Below are 18,885 nucleotides of genomic sequence, written 5' to 3'. Positions count from 1 at the left end.
CTGGCAAACTCGGGCAGATCAGCGGCGAACTTTTTTGCTTGGCCCCTCTTCTCAGGCGGCTCGGCTTAGATTACAAATGGCGCCGCGGGCCTGCCCCGATAACAATAACTCTCCCCCAGTGCCAACATGTCCGAATACAACCCTTGCCTTGACTGCGGCGCCTGCTGCGGGTACTTCCGTGTGTCCTTTTTCTGGGGCGAATGCCAATCCGCCGGCGGCGTCGTGCCAGATGATCTGGTGGTGCAGATCAACCCTTCACGGGTTGCGATGATCGGCACCGATGCCAAGCCGTGCCGCTGCGTGAGCCTCAAGGGCGAAATCGGCACCGAGGTTGCGTGCACCATTTACGCCAACCGTTCCAGCCCCTGCCGCGAGTTCGAGGCGTCGTGGGAGGGAGGCGTGCACAACCCCAGCTGCGATGCTGCGCGCGCGGCCTATGGGATGCCACCACTGACCCCGCCAGGGGCGAACGAGCCGCATTGGCCGGATGATGGCGCCGAGGTGGCCTGAGTCATCCTTTGGGTGGGGGCGCGCATTCTGAAGGTGCTTGCATACGCCGCCGGACGTTAAACTGTCATCTCCCCAGCAATGGACAGGAGATCCGGCGTGACCCCACCGCGTAGTTTCCCCAGTGGCCTCTGCCTCGACAGCCCGCGTCTGCGGTTGCGCCCCATGCGCCACGCCGATGCCGGGCAATGGCTGACGATCATGGCCGACCCCGAGGTCATGCGTTACTGGTACCATGCCCCCTGGCACGACCTGGCCGAGGCCGAAAGCGCCCTGGCTGCGGACCGGGAAGCCTATGCCAATGGCGACCAGCTCAAGCTGGGCATGTATCGTCGCGACAATGGCGAGCTGATTGGCATGGTCCAGATGTTCAATATCGACGATGTCTCCCGCCGTGGCGAGATCGGTTATTGCCTGGCCAGCGCCGTGCAGGGCAGGGGCTACATGGACGAAGCGCTGACCTGCTTCATCGATTACCTGGCCCATACCCTGCACATGCGCCGTCTGGAAGGCGAGATCGACCCACGCAATCACGGTTCCGCGCGCACGCTGGAGCGCCAGGGCTTCGTCCTCGAAGGCACGTTGCGCGCACGCTGGTGCGTGGCGGGCGAGTTGTCCGATTCGGGTCTTTACGGCCTGTTGCTCGAGCCACCGGTGGCATGACGGCCTTCTATCTCACCCTCAGCCTTGCCCTGTATCTGCTCGGCCTATGTTTCGACGGCGCACTGATGAGTGCCGGCCGGCACATGCCGGCGTTGCAGATGTTGCTGTACGGGCCCTGGGGTATGCCATTCGGATTGTTTCAATGGTTTGCCAACCCGCTGTTGGCGGTGGCAGTTCTGGCCCATCGGCGTTTCCGGCGATTGGCGTTGATGGCCGGGTTGGCAGCGCTGTATCTGGCGGTCAGCAGCTTCGGCATCGAACGGCTGCCTGACAACATCAGCTATGAATTCCAGGATCGCACGGGCTTTGGTGCCGGTTTCTACCTATGGTTGTCGTCTATCGTGGTGTTCTGCACAGGCCAGGCGTGGCATGTTTACAAAGCTCGCAGCGCTGTGGACATGCCAGGTTGGCGCTGGCTCGACGTAGCACTGATTGCGGGCCTTGCGCTGGCGTTGTATACGGCCACGCAGATGACATCGCTACGGTTTGAACCGGGCAAGGTGCTGATGCCACCGGAGCAGCCGCAGGCGTTTTGAGGTTTATCTGGGGGTATCGATGAACAAACAGTATCTGATGGGCTTGGCTCTGGTATGCGGCGTGTCGATGGCGATGGCTGGGGAGAGCTCGCCAAGCTACACCCAATGCATGGACAAGGCGTCCAGTACGGTCGCCATGAGCAGCTGCATCCAGGCCGAGACCAAGCTGCAGGATGCGCAGTTGAACAGGGTCTACAAGCAGCTGATGGCCAAGCTCGAAGCAACGCCGCAGAAGAGCCTGCGCGACGTGCAGCGGCAGTGGATCGCTTACCGCGATAGCAACTGCAAGTTCCACGTACAGGCCAGCGGTGGAACCATGGCCCAGCTTGAGGGGGCGATGTGTGTAATGGACATGACCCGCGAGCGGGCTGCGGAGCTGGAGCGGGTACTTAGCCCCGGGCAGTGAGGCCCGTTCAGTGGGAGCGGCTTTAGCCGCGAAGCAGGCCACCCGGTAGATGGCACCGGCTTCGCCGGTGTTCGCGGCTGAAGCCGCTCCCACAAGTATCGCGCAACTTTTTTTTAATTTTGAGCAAGACTGTTGCTCCCACGGCGGTCCCTAGCGATTTCGACTTTTGAGGTATTCCCGCACCTCGACCGCATCCCCGGCAAACTCGATCCGGTCAGCCTTGGCATCGCGCTGATAGGCATACATCGGGTCGTAATACTCCTTCAACAACCCCTCGATCCACCCCCGGTGCAGGTCGACCGAACCGCTTCGCTGCTGCTCATCCAACGCTTGCCGGAGGATTTCGGACAGCCGCTGAAAGCGCTCACCCCCCAGTCGTTTGTGAATGTTGGCCATGCTCTGCAGCATGCGTTCAGCGAACAGCCTGCGGCCCTGTTCTTCACCATGTACCGCGACGAACTCCGCGCACAGGTTGATCACATAATCGCGCAAGATACGCTCGACGCGATTTTCGAAGCTGTCTTCCAGCCACACCAGCGGGTACTGCTGCATGCCCTGGTACAACGCCAGCGGCACCGTGCAGCTGCCGACGATGCGCCCCTCATCTTCAAGCACGAACTGCCCAATCCCTCGCGCGCGCTTTTTCAGCACGTCGATGGCCAGCTTGTTTTCGAAATCGATCTGCGCAGGCTGCGCAGTGGCGCGCTTGCCGAAGCTCGAGCCGCGATGGTTGGCGTGACCCTCGAGGTCGATCACGTTGTTCAGCTGGTGCAGCACGTCGGTCTTGCCGGTGCCGGTCAGGCCGCCCAGCAAGACAAAATCACACTGTTCCACTGCCTGCTGGGTCGTCTCCAGCAGGAAAGTTCGCATGGCTTTGTAGCCGCCTTTGATGCGTGGATAGTCGATGCCCGCTTCGTCACGCAGCCACTGCTGCGCGATCAGCGAGCGCAAGCCGCCTCTGAAGCAGTACAGATAACCATTGGGGTTGGCCCTGGCGAAGCTCGCCCAGGCCTGCAGGCGCTCACGCTTGACCGCGCCGCTGACCAACTGATGGCCGAGGGTGATGGCGGCGGCCTGGCCCTGCTGCTTGTAGCAGGTGCCGACCTTCTGCCGTTCCTGGTCGGTCATCAGTGGCAGGTTGACGACCCCAGGGAAGGCGCCCTTGGAGAATTCGATGGGGGCGCGCATGTCCATCATCGGCGCGTCGTCAAGGAACAGTTGGCGGAAATCGGTGCAGTCGGGGCGCATCATTTCACCTCGACTGCGTGGCTCTGTCGCTCGACCAGTGCGCCGATCGGCGCAAGGTCGAGGCCCAGCTCGGCCGCAATCGCCAGGAACTGCGCTTCACCCTCGGGGCTGACCGCTACCAGCAGGCCGCCGCTGGTTTGTGGGTCGCACAGCAGGTGCTTCTGCTCCTCGCTGAGCAGGCCGATCTTGTGCCCGTAGCTTTCGAAGTTGCGCAGGGTGCCTCCGGGAATGCAGCCTTCGGCCAGGTAGTACTCGACGCTCGGCAAGCGAGGCACAGCGGCGTAGTCCAATTGCGCAGTCAGGTCACTGCCCTCGGCCAGTTCGACCAGGTGGCCGAGCAGGCCGAAACCGGTCACGTCGGTCATCGCCTTGACGCCTTCTAGCTTGCCGAAGCGGCTGCCAGGGGTATTGAGGGTGCACATCCAGTCGCGGGCCAGGCCCTGGTCCTGTTCGCGCAGCTTGGCCTTTTTCTCGGCGGTGGTGAGGATGCCGATACCCAGCGGCTTGGTCAGGTAAAGTCGGCAGCCTGCGGTGGCGGTGTCGTTGCGCTTGAGGTGGCGTTTACTGACCACACCGGTCACGGCCAGGCCGAAGATCGGCTCGGGGGCATCGATAGAATGCCCGCCTGCCAAGGGAATGCCGGCTTCGCTGCATACGGCGCGACCGCCGCGGATCACCTCGCGGGCCACTTCAGGCGGCAGCACGTTGATTGGCCAGCCGAGGATGGCGATTGCCATCAGTGGGTCACCGCCCATGGCGTAGATGTCGCTGATGGCGTTGGTAGCGGCGATGCGCCCGAAGTCGTACGGGTCATCGACGATCGGCATGAAGAAGTCGGTGGTAGAAACCACGCCGCGTTCGTCGTCCAGGGCGTAGACGGCGGCGTCATCGCGTGAGGCATTGCCGACCCACAGCTTCGGGTCCAGGGCCTGCGTTCCGCTCTCGGCGAGGATCACGTCCAGCACCTTGGGGGAAATCTTGCAGCCACAGCCCGCACCATGGCTGTACTGGGTCAGGCGAATCGGCTCGCTCATACGTACCTCTGGAATCAAATTGTTGCGCGATTGTAGCAAAGCTGGCCTTTGTGCCACGCGCCCTTATACTTTCCCCGGCCGGCGTGGATCGCCGCCTATCCCCGCTCTTGAACCGGAGAACTTCCATGCTCAAACGCCCCCTGGCGCTCGCCGCCGGCTTCGTGCTGTCCTGCTGCGCCGTTGTCGCCCAGGCCGCTGATACCTTGCGCGTCAGTGCCATCCCTGACGAAGCGCCGACCGAGCTGCTGCGCAAATTCGAGCCGTTGGGCAAGTACCTCTCCCAGCAATTGGGCATGGAGGTGAAGTTCGTACCGGTGGCCGACTATCCAGCGGTGGTCGAGTCCTTGGCCAGCAACCGCCTCGACCTTGCCTGGCTGGGAGGCTTCACCTTCGTCCAGGTGCACTTGAAAGACCCCGAGGCCACGCCGCTGGTGCAGCGTGAGCAGGACGCCAAGTTCACCTCCAAGTTCATCACCGCCAACCCTGATGTGAAGAGCCTGGCCGATCTCAAGGGCAAGTCGTTCGCCTTCGGTTCCATCTCGTCCACCTCGGGTAGCCTGATGCCGCGCTACTTCATGCTCAAGGAAGACAGCATCAAGCCTGAAGGCTACTTCAGCCGCGTGGCCTATTCCGGCGCCCACGATGCCACCGTGGCCTGGGTGCAGGCCGGCAAGGTCGATGGCGGCGTGCTCAATGCCAGCGTCTGGCAGAAGCTGGTCGATGCCGGCAAGGTCGATACCAGCAAGGTCAAGGTATTCGCCACCACGCCGGAGTACTTCGACTACAACTGGACCGTGCGCGGCAACATGGACCCGGCGCTCAAGGAAAAGATCAAGAAGGCGTTCCTTGGTCTCGACCCGGCCAACCCCGAGCACAAGGCCATTCTCGACCTGCAGGCTGCCAGCCGCTTCATCGAAACCAACCCTGAGAACTATGTAGGTACCGAGCAAGCCGCACGTGAGGCCGGCCTGCTCAAGTGACTATCGCGCTTAACGACGTGGGGCTGCGGCACGGTCAGGTCCGTGCACTTGAGTCAGTCTCCCTGCACATCGCCGAAGGCGAGCGGGTGGCAATCATTGGTCCTTCGGGCGCCGGTAAGTCCAGCCTGCTGCACCTGATGGCCACGGCCGTCCAGCCGAGTGCCGGGCGCCTCGAATTATTTGGCGAGCAGCCCTGGGCGTTGTCTGCCAGGGCTCGTCAGCGCCTGCGCGCACGTGTGGGCCTGGTGCATCAGGCGCCGCCCTTGCCGCCACGTCAACGCGTGGTGACGGCTGTGCTGGCCGGCCGTCTGGGGCAATGGGGTACGCTGCGTGGGTTGCTCAATCTGGTGTATCCCACCGATGTAGCGGGCGCGCGCGATGTGCTTGGCGAGCTGGGGCTGGCCGAAAAGCTGTTCGTCCAGTGTGGGCAGTTGTCCGGTGGGCAATTGCAGCGGGTCGGCATTGCCAGGGCGTTGTATCAGCGGCCCGAAGTGCTGCTGGCTGACGAGCCTGTATCGGCCATGGACCCGGTGTTGGCGGACCATAGCCTTTCGCTGCTCAACCGTCATGCCCGGGCCCATGGCGTAACCCTGGTGGCCAGTCTGCATGCCGTTGAACTGGCTCTCACGCATTTTCCTCGGGTGATCGGTATACGTGAGGGTCAGATAGCGTTTGATTGCGCGGCAGAGGCTGTGAGCAATCAGATGCTGGACGCTTTGTATGCCAATGAAAAGCTGGTTCCGCAGGCGTTGCAAGAGCCGGCATTGACCGTACAGATTCCTCGATGCTGAAGGCCCATGAGCGTGATCCGGCCGCGCTGCCACGCCTGATGCTCACGCTGCTTGCCCTGGCGCTGTGGTGGCCGGGGTTGCAGTTGAGCGAGCTGAACCCCGGTGTGCTTTTGCATGCGCAAAACCGGCAACAGATTGCCGCGTTTACCAGCGCGTTCTGGCCGCCAGCGCATGATGCCGGGTTTCTCGAGCTGCTCGTTGAGGCCACCTTGCAGACCTTGGCGATTGCCACTGCAGGTATGGCTTTTGCGCTGCTGTTGGCAATACCGACCAGCCTGCTCGCCAGCCGCGCCCTGTCGCTGCGCGCAGCATCGCGCGGTGGCCGTGCCGGGGTTTGGTCGCGCCTGCTGCGGATGCCGGTGCGCGGCGTGCTGATCTTCCTGCGCAGTGTTCCAGAGATCGTCTGGGCATTGCTGTTTGTGCGGGCCGTGGGCCTGGGTCCGACTGCCGGGGTATTGGCAATCGCCATCACCTACAGCGGCATGCTCGGCAAGGTCTACGCAGAGATTTTCGAGTCGGTCGACCAGCGCCCGGCCCATGCCTTGCTGCAAGCGGGCAGTGGCCGACTGACGGCGTTTTTCTACGGCATCCTGCCGAGCGCGATGGCGGAAGTGGTGTCGTACACCGTGTACCGCTGGGAGTGTGCGATACGCGCTTCGGTGGTGATGGGCTTTGTTGGCGCTGGCGGCCTTGGGCAGCAGATCGACTTGTCCTTGCGCATGTTTGCCGGCGGCGAAGTGGCAAGCATCCTTCTGGCGTTCTTCGCGCTGGTGCTGCTCGCTGACCTGCTCAGCCGCTTCCTGCGGGGGAGGCTGGCATGAACCGGGTGGTCAATGTACTGGTACTAAGCGCCATCGTCGCTGCCGTAGTCGCTTCGTTCGGTTATCTGGAGTTGGACCTGAACGCGCTGGTCGGTAATGGCGGGCTGGGGCAGATGGCGGCGTATGCCGAGCGCTTTCTGCAGCCGGACCTGTCAGCCGAGCACCTGCAGGCGGTCGCGCGTGGTGCACTGGAAACATTGGCGATGTCAGGCCTTGGGACGTTGCTGGCAATGGCTTTGGGCATGCTCCTGGCGTTACCAGCGGCGGGGCATTTCGGCTGGCCGCTGCAGGCTGCGGCGCGCTTGTTGCTGAATGCCTTGCGGGCCATTCCGGAGCTGGTATGGGCGGCGTTGACCGTGTTGGCGGCGGGGCTTGGGCCCAATGCCGGGACGCTTGCGCTGGCGTTGCACACGGCCGGGGTGCTGGGGCGGTTGTTCGCCGAAGCGCTGGAGAATGCACCGGCAGAGCCCGCCGCGGCGATTCGCCTGCAGGGTGGCGGGCAGATGGCCGCCTTCTGTTTCGGCACCTTGCCCAACCTCTGGCCGCAATTGCTGGCCTACAGCCTTTACCGCTGGGAAAACAACATCCGCATGGCCAGTGTGCTTGGCTTCGTCGGGGCCGGGGGGCTGGGCCAGCTGCTGTACACCACCTTGAGCCTGTTCCAGGAAGCGCAGGCCAGCACCGTGATCATCGCGATGCTGGTGCTGGTGCTGCTGGTGGATGCGTTCAGTGATGTGCTGCGTCAGCGCTATGTTCGGGCCTGACCGCGTCGCACTGCGCCTCGCGCTGCATCGACTCCAGGTTGCGCTCGATGGTCTCGCAGATGGTGTCCATCTGGATCTGGTGCTCGCTGAAGCGGAACGGGCTCTGCAGGTCGGTGCCGATCCGTTCGATGGCCAGCAGCATGAACCCCACCACGGTCGAGGCCAGCGGCGTGAACCAGCCCAGTGATTCGACCAGGCCAATCGGCACGATCAGGCAGAACAGCGTGATGAACAGCCGTGGAAAGTACACGTAAGGGTAGGGCAGCGGCGTATTGGCAATACGTTCCATGCCGCCCTGGGCGTTGGACAGGTCCACCAGCGTCGACTCCAGCCGCGCCAGGCGAATGCTGTCCAGCCGGCCTGCCTTGTATTCGCGCGCCAGCAGGCCTGCCGAACCACTGAGAATATCGTTGGCAAAGTTGTTCGAGCGATTGCGCCGCTCGAACTCGCCTGGCGGAATGAACGCCATCAGCTCATCCGGGCAAGGTTCGCCCTTGAGGTGCGCCGCCAGGCAGTTCACATAAGCGATATGCCGGCGCAGCAAGGTCGCTTTCACGGGGTTCAATTCGTGATCGGGGTCGTCGATCAGGGTCAGCGTCTGGCGGGCAAAACTGCGTGAGCTGTTCACCAGCGCGCCCCACAGCGTACGCGCCTCCCACCAGCGGTTGTAGGCGCTGCTGTTACGAAAACTAACCAGCACCACCAGCGCCGAACCCAGCAATGTCAGCGGGATCAGCGGCAGGCTGAACTTGCTGTTGAAGAACAGCATGAAATCGATGGTGACCAGTACATCCCAGATCAGAAGCCAGAACAGCGACCAGCCGATGTAGGCGAAAGTCTTTACCACCAGACGGTACTTGCGGGCGATGAGGTCTTTCACGCGGGGTGCCTCGAAAACGGGGGATGCAGGATCGGACGTCGAGGGAGCGGCAAGGTTCGGTGTTGTTCGTCTTTGAGTGTTACCGGGAGTGTTTCCAAAGAGCAGGGACCCGCTTACCCTGTGGGAGCGGCTTTAGCCGCGAAACAAGCGACGCGCTGCATCGCACCGGCTTCGCCGGTGTTCGCGGCTGAAGCCGCTCCCACGGCGTGATCTGCGCCTCTGGCGTTGCACTCACGTCCAACGCTTGATTTCAAGGCTTGGCAGCCACCGCCACATACCCTTTGATCGCAGCTGGCGCGGCATTGGGCTTGGTTTTGTGGGCCAGGTACTGAAAGCGTCGCCATTCCTTGTCGATCTCGCTGTACGACATGAACACGCTGACGCGCTCCTTGTCAGCCAGGTCGGGTCGGCTGCGCGCATCGATCCCGTCCTTGGCGATGAACGCGACATTGATCCCGACCACCTTGCCATCGTCGGCGAATACCGGGCCACCGGACATGCCTTTGACCATCGGCCCATCATGCACCCCGTAGAACACACTGCCCGGCGTACCTTCCAGGCGCACCAGCGAGTCCAGGGTATGGCCCTTGCCCTGCACAGGCATCATCAGGCTGTTGAAACCGACCGCAGTCACCGATTCGCCCGGCACATACTGGCGCCAGAGGGGAACTTGGGTGGCCTTGTGCTTGAAGAACACCACGTCGCCGAGGCCTTCGTGGACCACGTTGCGCAGGAAGGGCGTGTGTTTGGCGGTCACTGCGTAGTCTTCGTTCCACTGGATGGCGGTGGCCATCAACAGCATCGGCAGCGGCGCGCCTGAGGTGACCACGAAAGCCTGGTCGTAAACGGGGTCTGATACGTAAGCGGTCGGCATTCCATTGCACCCACTCAGCAGCATCAATGCCGCCAGACAGGGCACGGTTGTTTTCATGATTCGCACATGGCTGGAAAAAGGGAGCGCCACTATGGCTACGTGCCACTACTGTGGCAATACTTTCTGCATATACCTGACGAATGACATCTTAGGTAGAGGGTTGGGGTAGTGGCCAATAGATTGCTCGCATGGCTGGAGGCCGCTTTCTCGCTGGGCTGGCGTCAAAAAATAGGGGAGGGAAAAGGGCTTGCAATGCGGGGGGCAGGATAATTGAGCTGCATTGAGCTGAATCTGGAGAGTGCATGATGTTGCCTAACAAGATCCTGAGCGTTTTAAACGACGATCAGAGCCTCAGCTCGCGTGAGATTAGCGAGCGCCTCTGGCCTTGAAGCAGGTCGCTTGGTGGATCAAGGCGGGGCGGCCTTCTTGACGTAGTGTGTTTGCCAAATCTTGCCCACAAAAAAACCGACCATAAGGTCGGTTTTTTCTGGATTTGGTGCCCGAGGGAGACCCATACTTCTCAATGCGGGCCTTTATTTACGGGTTTCTAGGTTTTTGTGAGTTTGAGTCTACTCACAAATCTACTCACTTTTTGCAAGCGTTGCAAAGCCGTCACACGGTTGTGCCGTCTATTCGGACTGATGCTTGAGCGTCATCAGCATACGGGATGCTCACCTCGACCTTTTTGCCTGACTCGGTAGTGATTTCAATCACGAGTCGGTGAGGAGGGGCGGCAAAGTCGTCTGTGTACAGGACGTGGACAGCCTCTTTGCATGAGTCCCCCGTGGAGACCGGCCAATAAGCCGAACCGTCTTTGGCCGGCAGGTACACTTGAATGTTGGACATTTCCTTTCTCCTAGCTGCTTTAGATTAGGTGTCTTAGCAGGCTAGCCGACTTTTACGATCCTTCTTCGGGATGTCAACAACTGATGTAAGTGATTGTTTTTATTAACTTTTTTAGAGTCTAGCGTTGAGGTGCCCCATTTAATATCCCCGCGCGGAGCATCCTATCTGATCTTGCTCCTCCTCGTTCCACTTCTGCATAGCGCAACCCTTCGGCTACGATGCCAGGATGACATCATTAGCAACGAGATGTCGCCGATCCATAGACGACGCCGAAGAGATCAAATATGAGCAGGGACGAATCAGATACTGGTATGAAAGAGTTCGATTTTGAGGCGATGATGGCAGCCATGGCCATGAGTGCGAGCGCTGAACCAATTGAGTCAGCAATGGAACGCTGCCCCGCGTTGATAAAAAAACTGCAGCGGTATTGTCCAGTAAAGACTGCGGCTGTGTTTGGTGGATTGCTACTCAATCCAAAATTTCAAAAGAACTGTCTCCGCCTTGAGTACCTTATTCACCTTGCGATAGCAGTAGGCAACGGAGAGCGTACTGCTCCATACCAGGATCTAATCGATGCATACAATTTAGTAGGGAACGAATACAGCCAGCTGGAAGACCCACCCGAGGACCTTTTCACGCATCGCATTTATACGCGCCGAGGAAACTATTTAGTAATCGATGGCATTTGGGAGGGGGCAGGATTCTACTTGCAAAGATTTATGCATCTTGTTGATAGCATGCCTGATCTTGGGTGGTACGGCGCTTTCCGCAACTCTATACATGCGCTACTCAAAATCTCGAACTTTATATGCTTGCGGGCCAACCTTGAGCCCAACAGCCTTGGCGACGAATTTGGTCAGGACCGCCTCGGCGGCGCTACAGCAGCGAAAGCAGCTAAACTCAAGAGTTCAGTCGCTGTTTCGCCTGCAGATCTTCGAGACTTGGGTGTCGAGCTTGAGGATATAGAGCCATTCATTTTCGACCCTTCTACGCGAAATTCTATAAAAGAGCAAAGCCTTGGCAACTCTGCTCTCGAGCGAAAGCCACTAGCCATGATTGGCGACGATATATACTTAGTACTCCCAACTGCAATCTCTCTAGCAATCCGATCGATTTGCATTTCAGAACTGGGTACCGGCAAATCCCGGCCAACTTTTACTTACAACCTAAGCAAAGAGTACTCCAGACTTATTAGTCACATGAAAATCTTAGGTGGCGACGGTGTCGATGCAAATCTTGAGCATGATGGCGACGAAGCACTTGTCTGCGTTCAAAAAATTATTGACACGGGTCGGTACATTAACCTCGCATTTCTGCTGGACAATTTAGAAGACTTCGCAGGATCGGGCTTTATGGGCATGTATAGCCCGAGCGAAAAGTTAAGAATCAAGTTGGTTGATCAAGTTGTAGAAATGCAAAAAAAGGCCTCAGCCGACCCCCAGTTCAGGGGCGGAATAAACCTGATAGTTAGCTGCGGTGTAGGCAGAGGTGCTGCCTTTGATTTGTCGCTCCCCCCACGGGATGGGTGGAAACTAGAGGTTGTCAGCGCTCATGACTTTTACACTCTTAGCAATATCGAGAAATTTGAGCCTTTAAACCTGTGGCGCATGCTCGAAGCAGAAGAAAAACTGCAAGAAAGCAACGTTCACATTCAAAACATGAACGGACTTTTGAATCTTTATGCATGGTGCGACTCTTTAAATGGTCACATGGTTCCGCACTCAGAAATTCCTGACGACTCTCAGAACACAACATTGTTCTTGGCAATTACACAGAATGGACTTCGAGAGACACGACAAAAAGTTGCTTTCTCGATGGACGATCAGGTCCAGCAATACACCGACGGATCATGGTTGCTGATCCGAAAAGAAGGCTCCAGCTACTTTAAGGAAGAAGATCTTCTACCGCTATATGGAAGTTTCACTCCCGGTGCTCCTAAAGGAGCCGTTATAACGAAAAATAGGTGCTGGTGGACAGAGCTAGCATCGCCGTCGAATGGAGTCGATACTGCTAGCTATGATCGATGGAAGATGTTGGGAGTATGGATAGTCCGTGCCGCCCCCATTCTTGATGACGCCTTAGGCCAAGCACTAGGGCAAGGGCCTATAGTTTGGAGATGTGTATTTGAGAAGCCGCAAGAAGCAAGCGATATAAAAGAGTATGGAAAAAACGATGATGCTGTTAAGTCGATAACTGCAACTATTCATGCCGACATCAGGACGGTCCAGCTTAACATAGGACCCGACTTCGACAAGGCACTGTTCAATCCAAAAAACATAGCAGAACGAGCTCTGGTGCAAGCCTTTGTTATGGGAGTGCTAGAGCTTGCAGGGGAAGACGTCTCGCTAAGGGACGACCTGATAAATCGAATAGTTCCAAATGATCAAGCTCGATACGCACATATTTTTAAAGCTTCGAAATTTAGAGACCACTTCCCAGATCTACTAGATAAAAAAGTGATAACAATAAACAATCTGGATGAAGGTCTCAGCAAACTCAATATAGGCTGGAAAGTCCGAGATAGGGCAGAAGGCGGCGTCATTGAGGGCAAAGTGGAATGCCAAGCCTACCTCAATGCCCTAGTTACCAAGTTAGAGGGTGAACTCTGTAAAGAGGTGAGACAATTTAACCGCGAGCACCTGGTGTCAGAGCTACTCATGAATGCTGATACTGCTAGCGTCTCACGCGATCGGTGGCATAGGACAGCCTCAGCGGTGCTGTCACTAAGGGATGATCAAAGTGCAGCGCTAGCGGTCATGCGTGATTACGAGTTCAAGCTCAATTCTGTACTGCAGCCGAGCCGAAACTTGATTGAAATGGCAATTTGTGAATCGCCGGTTGATGGCGGCAGTCTTGTAGGGGATCTTGATATCGCTCGCCTACTCGGCAAAGCTGCATGCCTACACCACCTGGGGGGTTGGTCCGATCTAATGCGTTGGGATGTAATGACACCCAAAGTGATAATCCGCCCCTTAGGCGACGTTCATGTGGAGCATGATTTCATCGAAACTGTTGTAGAGGATTTTGGAACAGCGACGAGCACACATCGATATCTGTCCTCTGCACGGAACTATGCAAAAAATCTACAGGAGCGAGAATCTCTCAGTGAAGAATCTCAAGATATAGACCCAAAGTTCCTAACGGCTTGGATACAAGATCTCGGGGCAAGCTTTGAAGACTTTTGCATATTCGTCGATGCGATAGAAGACTATGCAGTCAAAGCTGGTCAATCTGTGCTGGTAATGTGTCGTGCTGAGCTGTTGAATTTGGCAGGAAACGCGGAGTGCGCGGAGAGCATACTCCAAACGATGACCTTGGCCCCTAGGGAGGCATGGAGGTACGTGCCGGATGGCTATGAGTCAAAAGATATAGATCCGTGGCGATTCAAGCGACAATTGAGCGTTGTCAGACGCCCTCTCCTACAAATCACAGTTGGCGAAGACCCCCTATACATCATCGCCCCGGGAATTATTAGAGAGGGATTCATCTCAACAGTGAGCAACTACTACAGCGGCTCCTATCCAGATCGGCATTGCGGGCCAGGAATGCGAAAATACGCGGGATATGCTCGCGACCGGGATGGAATGGCTTTCAATACTAAAGTATCTGAAAAACTAAAAGCGCTAGGGTGGCAAACCCAGCCTGAAATCAAACTGACAAAGATACTTAAAGAGCCACTTGATCGCAACTATGGAGACGTTGATGTACTAGCATGGGATGCTGACCTGGGCAGAGTATTAATCATTGAATGTAAAGATTTACAATTTAAAAAAACGTACGGAGAAATTGCGGAGCAGCTCAATGACTTTCGCGGAATAGAGAAGGATGGAAAGCGAGACTTATTGAGAAAACATTTAGACAGGGTGTCGGTTTTACGCGACCAAGCGCCTAAGGTCCAGAAACACCTCAATCTTAACAGCATCCCGACAATTGAAAGCGTTGTAGTATTTAGCAACCCAGTGCCCATGCAGTTCGCGTCCGGTGCAATTCGAGAAGAGGCAAAAACATTCACATTCAACTCTCTTTCGGAGCTGCGAGAGTGAGTTTTACGCTGACGAGAGTGTAGACGGGTGTCCTCAGAATTGAGGACACCCTTAAATAGCTGGGAGCCGTGATCTTAAAGTGATTCCGGCTCACTTCAAGCCTTGTCCTGAGCCACGATCGATGCCGAGATAATCGCTCCGCCCCAGCGGCGGTGACCGATGCATATCGGTACCGGGTTGCCGCTGGCTGTGGTGTTCTTGGCGCTGCCAAAGGCATACGACGGCAGGTTCTCAGGTGCGGCACTCTGAGTTAGGCCTTTGGCCTGCGGACTGAGCATCTGGATGACACCACCAGCGACTAAGGCGATGCCAGGGCCCAGGGTCGCGCCGCCTGTTAACGGGCTCATAGCGATCAACACTACGCCGATGATTGTCTGTAGCAGGCCGGCGCGCTTGCTACCGGCGATGATGGGCATAAAGGTCAGTTCACGGGCGCCGCCCATATCGAGGCCCTGTTCACCGATGTTCCTCCCGTTTTTGAAGACGGCGAAGCGCAAACCACGACCCTCTGCTTCAGACAGGTCACGGGCGAAGCCTGGAAAGTTAGCATCCAACGCTTTGGCGGCCTCTTTCGCGTCACCACGCTCTAGCAAGAAGTGGTGGTGTTTGCCGTACTTCTTGCCCAAGAAGCCGCCCAGGCGGATTTTGGTTTTTGGCGCATAGTTGATCACGGTCGCAGCCATCACACGGCCTCCTGCGGCATGGACAGATGGACGCCCAGGCGCCGAGCGAGCATCTCGCGGCACTGCAGCGCCTCCAGGCGAATGGAGGCCTCTCGGGCAGGGCAAGGGTTCCAGTTGGGCGCATAGTTCGACATTGAAGCGCGTGCACCGCGCATGGTGCCACGCAGCAAGGCGGCAGATATCCGCGCCTCCTCCTCGGTAAAGAACACGCCATCGAGCTTCACCCTTTGGCCGGCCTGGACATGCTCGACTTCCCACAACAGGTAACAGGGGCCGCCTTTGTCCAGGATGAAGGTAGCTACGTCACAGGCTCGGGCGAAACGTTCTTGAAAGGTGGATGGAATTGGTTGGACGGTCATCAGCGGGTAGCCTCCAGGTGTTAACTCGTCTGTGTTAAAGCGTTAACTTTTCAAGGTTAAAGGTGTTAACTCGGTTAACGTCTGCCAGAGGGGGTTATTGGCCTCTATGCCGGTATATCCGTGGCTTACAGCCCCATGCACGTTCGGCATGGTGTTAACACCGGATTAACATTTTTTGTTAAACGGGGAAAAAATGTGTGCGTGGGGTCGGAGGCGGTCTAGGTCCGCGGACCTTCCAGACTTTCGACCCGCCCCCTCAGTAGTCCGGCGCTTTGTAAGGCGGCGCCGACCGAATCTGCTCCAGCGCTTCTGCTGCGCTCAGGCCGCTGGCCAACAGGCGATCGATCTCTTTGCTCAACCGCTCACGCTCTTCCATCTGGCGCAGCAGGGCACGGCTGTGAGCGATCTGGTTGAGCGCTCGTTGAATGGGCTTGGATAGTTGGGTATGGCTCATGGTCTTCTCCGGTGTGAATGAAAAGGCCCGCGAGTGCGGGCCAGTGCCAGATCACCCCACAAGGAAAAGGCAGGGCTCTGGCTGCTGCGGTTATGGGTTACGTGGCACTCACAGCTAACCCACGCTTGCGCTTACGGAGTCGGCGCACCGGTCAGCGTCACCAGGCGGGTGGCGGTAGGAGCGAACACCGCCAGGCCGGCGCGCAGCTCGGCCAGAATGGTCACCAGGTTGCGGCGGAAGTTGTCACCGTCGTGGCGGCTGGCCTCGACAGTTACCTGCTGACGGTCCAGCAGCGCGGCGGTGGTGGTGTCGAGGATCAGCGCTTTGCCCTGCGGCATGCCGTTGGTGACGACAACAGGTGTACCCCAAAGGCTAGGCGGCGCGGGATCGCGTGGCGTGCCGATCACATACTGGCCATCACCATCCTCGGCCCGCTCGCTCTCGATGGCGAACCAGTCACGCGGGTTCATCACGATAACGTTCGGATTCCAGCCTTCGGCCTTGAGGTCAGTGAGCGCGGCGCCGATGCGGTCAACTGGCTGGCCGGTGGTGATCCCTGCGTCAGTGGCCTGGGCGTTGAAGCCGAGGATCTCGCCATCGCCGCCAGCGCCGGTGATCAGTTCAGCCTCCAGCTTCTGACGCACCCCCACGCCCAGCAGCAGATCCACTTGGCCACTGAGCTGGTCATTGTCCTGCAGCACCTGCAGGCTTGCGGGAATCCAGGTGGCGATAGTGGCGATCTCGGCGCGCACCGGCTTACCCGCCACTTCACCCTCGGCCTTCTCGTCGCCTTCTTTCTTCTGGTAGGCCGCACCATTCAGGTAGCCATCGAGGCGGATGAACTCGTAGGTGGCGCTGGTCACCGGGATGACTGGCAGCACGTCGAGCAAGGTGAGGCGCGGCTGGGGAATGCCACGGATGCCAGCACCGTCACGCTGTGGTGCGGTTGGATAGCTGGTGGAATCGGCACCGCCCTTGTTCGGGTTGGTGATCGCCGCGCGGATGCCCACCTCGCAATTGATTTGCCCGGTGGACTTCTGGCGACCATTGCGCATTTCGCCTACGCCGTCTGCTTCGAGAACGCTAGCAGTGACGACGTTGCGATCAATACCGCTGCTAGGGGCTGCGCTGCCGTGGCGGCCAGAGGCGAGCTTCTGCTCGGTTTCCAGCAAGCGGGCGTTGAGCTCGGCCTGCTTGGTGTTGACCCCCTCTTTGAACTCGGTGATCTGCGCACCGATCTTGGTGATGGCTTGGTTTAGCTGGCTGACGTCCTGCTGATACGGGTCTGGCATAGGATTCTCCGGGGTGTTGAGTTGATGTCCTCTACCCTATGCGCGCACGCACACCCCGGTCAGCGGTTAACTTCGACGTCCTCAGTCGGTATCCGTCGCAAAGCGCACTATGTCGGCGATTTTGTAGAACCTACGGTTGCCCCGGCGTATGAATGGCAGTGGCGAACGACCCTCAGCAGCCAGGCGGCGCAGGTAGCTGGGGGCATATCCCAGCAGGTCTGCCGTGGCCGGTTCAGGCACCAGGCCACCAATCAGCGGGGTGATGCCGGCCTGGGCCAACCGTTGGGTAACGTCCTGTTCAACGTTGACCATGATTTACATGCTCCTCTGTGATGCATCCTGAATTTCGCCAGAGGCCGCGTGGTCTGTGGCCTGTGTCGGATTTTGTGAAACTGCGTATCTTGGATATGTCCCGCCTGTGAGTGCGCTCAACCCGAGCCCGTCTAAATGGTCGTGCCAGCGTTCCAGGGCCTGACGCTTCAGGGCTTCGGCGGTAGTGTGGATGTAGGTGGCGTCCATGTTGCGCAGGGCGTGGTTCACCAGCATCTCGCCCACCAGGTAATCCACGCCCAGGTCCATCCAGCAGGTGCGGGCGACCTTGCGCACATCGTGGCTGGTCCACTGGCGGTCACTCAGCTCAGCAAACACTTGGCTGGCTGCCGTGGCGCCCAGTGGACCGCGCCGGCTGGCTGGGAACAGGTAGGCGCCGTGATAGCCCTGGGCGGTTTGCTGGGCTTGATAGCGGGTCAACAGTGCACAGGCTTGGCGGGTCAGCGGCAGGGTGTGGTTCTGTTTGGTCTTGGTGTCGTCGGCGGGGATGAACCACTGGCCGGCCTGCAAATCGACATTGCGCCACAGCGCGCTGCGCGTCTCGCCCAGGCGGGTACCGTGGCACAGCATCATCAGCGCCAGCAGGGCGTCACCGGACCGGGTCTCGTTCCAACCAGCCAGCTTGGCCAGCAGCTCGGGTAAGTCTCGCTCCCGCAGCCGTGACGACTTCGGCTTGATCCGCACCCCGACGAAATCCCCAAAGCGCAGCGAGCCCATGGGATTCTGCTCGATCATCCCGAGCCGGTGCGCCTTTCGCATGGCCACCGCCAGCACGTTGAACACCAGGCGCACGAACGACAACGCATAGCGCTCCTGCAGTGGCCACATCAGGCGTTGGTCGAGCGTGGCCTTGCTCACCTCGGCCAGCAGTAGGTCATGCAGCCGCGGCGTCAGGTGGCAGGTGATGGCCGACTTTGCCCCTGCCTTGCGCTTGGCGGACAGGTTGCGGTCGCGCAGCATGCGATCCAGGTACCAGTCCAACAACTCACCGGTACCGCTCCAGGTGCTGGTCAGCGAGGTGGCCTCGGCGTCGGCGGCACGGCGCCCGAGAATGGCCGGCAGCGCGGTCAGCATGGCTTTGGTGGTCAGGCTGGGGAAGTCGCCGGCCTTGCCCCACTTCCCCCTGACAACGACGTGCCATGCGCCCCGGGTACGGTCGACGGTTGAATAGCGGAAGCGCAGTTCGGGATAACGCGGGTCACGCAACTGGCGCACCGACTGGCCCGCCTGCTTGCGAATCTCCGTGTCACTGAGGGTGACGTGTTTGGTCGTCATGCATGCTCCTCGATGTGAGGGTGTCGTTTCTCGGAAAGAGGCCAGATGATCCGAGTCGGACCAATTGAGCCGACTCGGATCAGGGCGCCACTGTGTAGA

The 18,885-nt window shown here is 58.8% G+C and carries 20 protein-coding genes; 9 read left to right on the top strand and 11 right to left on the bottom strand.

Annotated elements, in window-relative coordinates; genetic code table 11:
• Positions 1-126: 126 nt before the first annotated feature.
• From ACIPZF_RS08345 to ACIPZF_RS08330, 4 genes are all read left to right on the top strand, one after another.
• Positions 127-510, top strand: a complete 384-nt coding sequence (locus ACIPZF_RS08345) for a YkgJ family cysteine cluster protein (RefSeq protein WP_400797562.1) — start codon at positions 127-129, stop codon at positions 508-510.
• Between the two features lie 96 nt (positions 511-606).
• Positions 607-1,170, top strand: a complete 564-nt coding sequence (locus ACIPZF_RS08340) for a GNAT family N-acetyltransferase (protein ID WP_400797560.1) — start codon at positions 607-609, stop codon at positions 1,168-1,170.
• Positions 1,167-1,706, top strand: a complete 540-nt coding sequence (locus ACIPZF_RS08335) for a hypothetical protein (protein ID WP_400797558.1) — start codon at positions 1,167-1,169, stop codon at positions 1,704-1,706. The genes ACIPZF_RS08340 and ACIPZF_RS08335 overlap by 4 nt, the downstream gene beginning before the upstream one ends.
• Positions 1,707-1,725: 19 nt before the next feature.
• Positions 1,726-2,112, top strand: coding sequence for a lysozyme inhibitor LprI family protein (locus ACIPZF_RS08330; protein WP_400797555.1), 387 nt, complete (start codon positions 1,726-1,728; stop codon positions 2,110-2,112).
• A 150-nt stretch (positions 2,113-2,262) separates the two neighbouring features.
• Here the strand turns inward: ACIPZF_RS08330 and mnmH are convergent, their stop codons facing one another.
• Complete coding sequence (mnmH, locus tag ACIPZF_RS08325; protein ID WP_400798081.1) at positions 2,263-3,360, bottom strand: tRNA 2-selenouridine(34) synthase MnmH; 1,098 nt, start codon at positions 3,358-3,360, stop codon at positions 2,263-2,265.
• Positions 3,360-4,394 (bottom strand): selenide, water dikinase SelD, encoded by a 1,035-nt coding sequence (selD, locus tag ACIPZF_RS08320; protein ID WP_400797553.1) that lies wholly within the window; start codon positions 4,392-4,394, stop codon positions 3,360-3,362. Before selD ends, mnmH begins: the two co-directional genes overlap by 1 nt.
• 125 nt (positions 4,395-4,519) lie before the next feature.
• On the opposite strand from selD, the gene ACIPZF_RS08315 reads away from it, so the two are divergent.
• Genes ACIPZF_RS08315 through phnE form a run of 4 tightly spaced genes read left to right on the top strand, consistent with a single transcriptional unit; the run spans position 4,520 to position 7,750 of the window.
• On the top strand, positions 4,520-5,374 hold the full coding sequence (locus ACIPZF_RS08315; RefSeq protein WP_400797550.1) for a putative selenate ABC transporter substrate-binding protein: 855 nt from the start codon (positions 4,520-4,522) through the stop codon (positions 5,372-5,374).
• Complete coding sequence (locus ACIPZF_RS08310) at positions 5,371-6,165, top strand: phosphonate ABC transporter ATP-binding protein (protein ID WP_400797548.1); 795 nt, start codon at positions 5,371-5,373, stop codon at positions 6,163-6,165. Before ACIPZF_RS08315 ends, ACIPZF_RS08310 begins: the two co-directional genes overlap by 4 nt.
• On the top strand, positions 6,159-6,986 hold the full coding sequence (locus tag ACIPZF_RS08305; protein ID WP_400797545.1) for a PhnE/PtxC family ABC transporter permease: 828 nt from the start codon (positions 6,159-6,161) through the stop codon (positions 6,984-6,986). The genes ACIPZF_RS08310 and ACIPZF_RS08305 overlap by 7 nt, the downstream gene beginning before the upstream one ends.
• Positions 6,983-7,750 carry a phosphonate ABC transporter, permease protein PhnE gene (gene phnE / locus ACIPZF_RS08300; RefSeq protein ID WP_400797542.1) on the top strand — a complete coding sequence of 256 codons (768 nt, stop codon included), beginning with the start codon at positions 6,983-6,985 and terminating at the stop codon, positions 7,748-7,750. The genes ACIPZF_RS08305 and phnE overlap by 4 nt, the downstream gene beginning before the upstream one ends.
• Here the strand turns inward: phnE and ACIPZF_RS08295 are convergent.
• From ACIPZF_RS08295 to ACIPZF_RS08285, 3 genes are all read right to left on the bottom strand, one after another.
• Positions 7,713-8,630, bottom strand: coding sequence for a bestrophin family protein (locus ACIPZF_RS08295; protein WP_400797540.1), 918 nt, complete (start codon positions 8,628-8,630; stop codon positions 7,713-7,715). The genes phnE and ACIPZF_RS08295 overlap by 38 nt on opposite strands.
• A 250-nt stretch (positions 8,631-8,880) precedes the next feature.
• Positions 8,881-9,528 carry a trypsin-like peptidase domain-containing protein gene (locus ACIPZF_RS08290; RefSeq protein ID WP_400798078.1) on the bottom strand — a complete coding sequence of 216 codons (648 nt, stop codon included), beginning with the start codon at positions 9,526-9,528 and terminating at the stop codon, positions 8,881-8,883.
• 588 nt (positions 9,529-10,116) lie between these two features.
• Complete coding sequence (locus tag ACIPZF_RS08285; protein ID WP_104960812.1) at positions 10,117-10,350, bottom strand: hypothetical protein; 234 nt, start codon at positions 10,348-10,350, stop codon at positions 10,117-10,119.
• Positions 10,351-10,634: 284 nt separating this feature from the next.
• Here ACIPZF_RS08285 and ACIPZF_RS08280 point away from each other — a divergent pair, with 284 nt between their 5' ends.
• Positions 10,635-14,393, top strand: coding sequence for a zinc chelation protein SecC (locus tag ACIPZF_RS08280; protein ID WP_400797537.1), 3,759 nt, complete (start codon positions 10,635-10,637; stop codon positions 14,391-14,393).
• Positions 14,394-14,488: 95 nt separating this feature from the next.
• Here the strand turns inward: ACIPZF_RS08280 and ACIPZF_RS08275 are convergent, their stop codons facing one another.
• From ACIPZF_RS08275 to ACIPZF_RS08250, 6 genes are all read right to left on the bottom strand, one after another.
• Positions 14,489-15,076 (bottom strand): tail assembly protein, encoded by a 588-nt coding sequence (locus tag ACIPZF_RS08275; RefSeq protein ID WP_400797534.1) that lies wholly within the window; start codon positions 15,074-15,076, stop codon positions 14,489-14,491.
• A complete protein-coding gene (locus tag ACIPZF_RS08270; RefSeq protein WP_400797531.1) occupies positions 15,076-15,435 on the bottom strand; it encodes a hypothetical protein in 360 nt (119 codons plus the stop codon). The genes ACIPZF_RS08275 and ACIPZF_RS08270 overlap by 1 nt, the downstream gene beginning before the upstream one ends.
• Positions 15,436-15,691: 256 nt before the next feature.
• Positions 15,692-15,889, bottom strand: a complete 198-nt coding sequence (locus tag ACIPZF_RS08265; protein WP_191087283.1) for a hypothetical protein — start codon at positions 15,887-15,889, stop codon at positions 15,692-15,694.
• Positions 15,890-16,020: 131 nt separating this feature from the next.
• Entirely contained in the window at positions 16,021-17,181 is a 1,161-nt protein-coding gene (locus ACIPZF_RS08260) for a phage major capsid protein (RefSeq protein WP_400797528.1), read from the bottom strand.
• 81 nt (positions 17,182-17,262) lie between these two features.
• Positions 17,263-17,493, bottom strand: a complete 231-nt coding sequence (locus ACIPZF_RS08255) for a helix-turn-helix domain-containing protein (RefSeq protein WP_224372439.1) — start codon at positions 17,491-17,493, stop codon at positions 17,263-17,265.
• Positions 17,494-17,496: 3 nt separating this feature from the next.
• Positions 17,497-18,786 (bottom strand): tyrosine-type recombinase/integrase, encoded by a 1,290-nt coding sequence (locus ACIPZF_RS08250; protein WP_400797525.1) that lies wholly within the window; start codon positions 18,784-18,786, stop codon positions 17,497-17,499.
• Positions 18,787-18,885: the final 99 nt, after the last annotated feature.

Source organism: Pseudomonas sp. NPDC089752 (assembly GCF_044748725.1).
Taxonomy (GTDB): Bacteria; Pseudomonadota; Gammaproteobacteria; order Pseudomonadales; family Pseudomonadaceae; genus Aquipseudomonas.
Note: the sequence above shows the minus strand (reverse complement) of the source record. Positions and strands in the feature narration are given on the sequence as shown.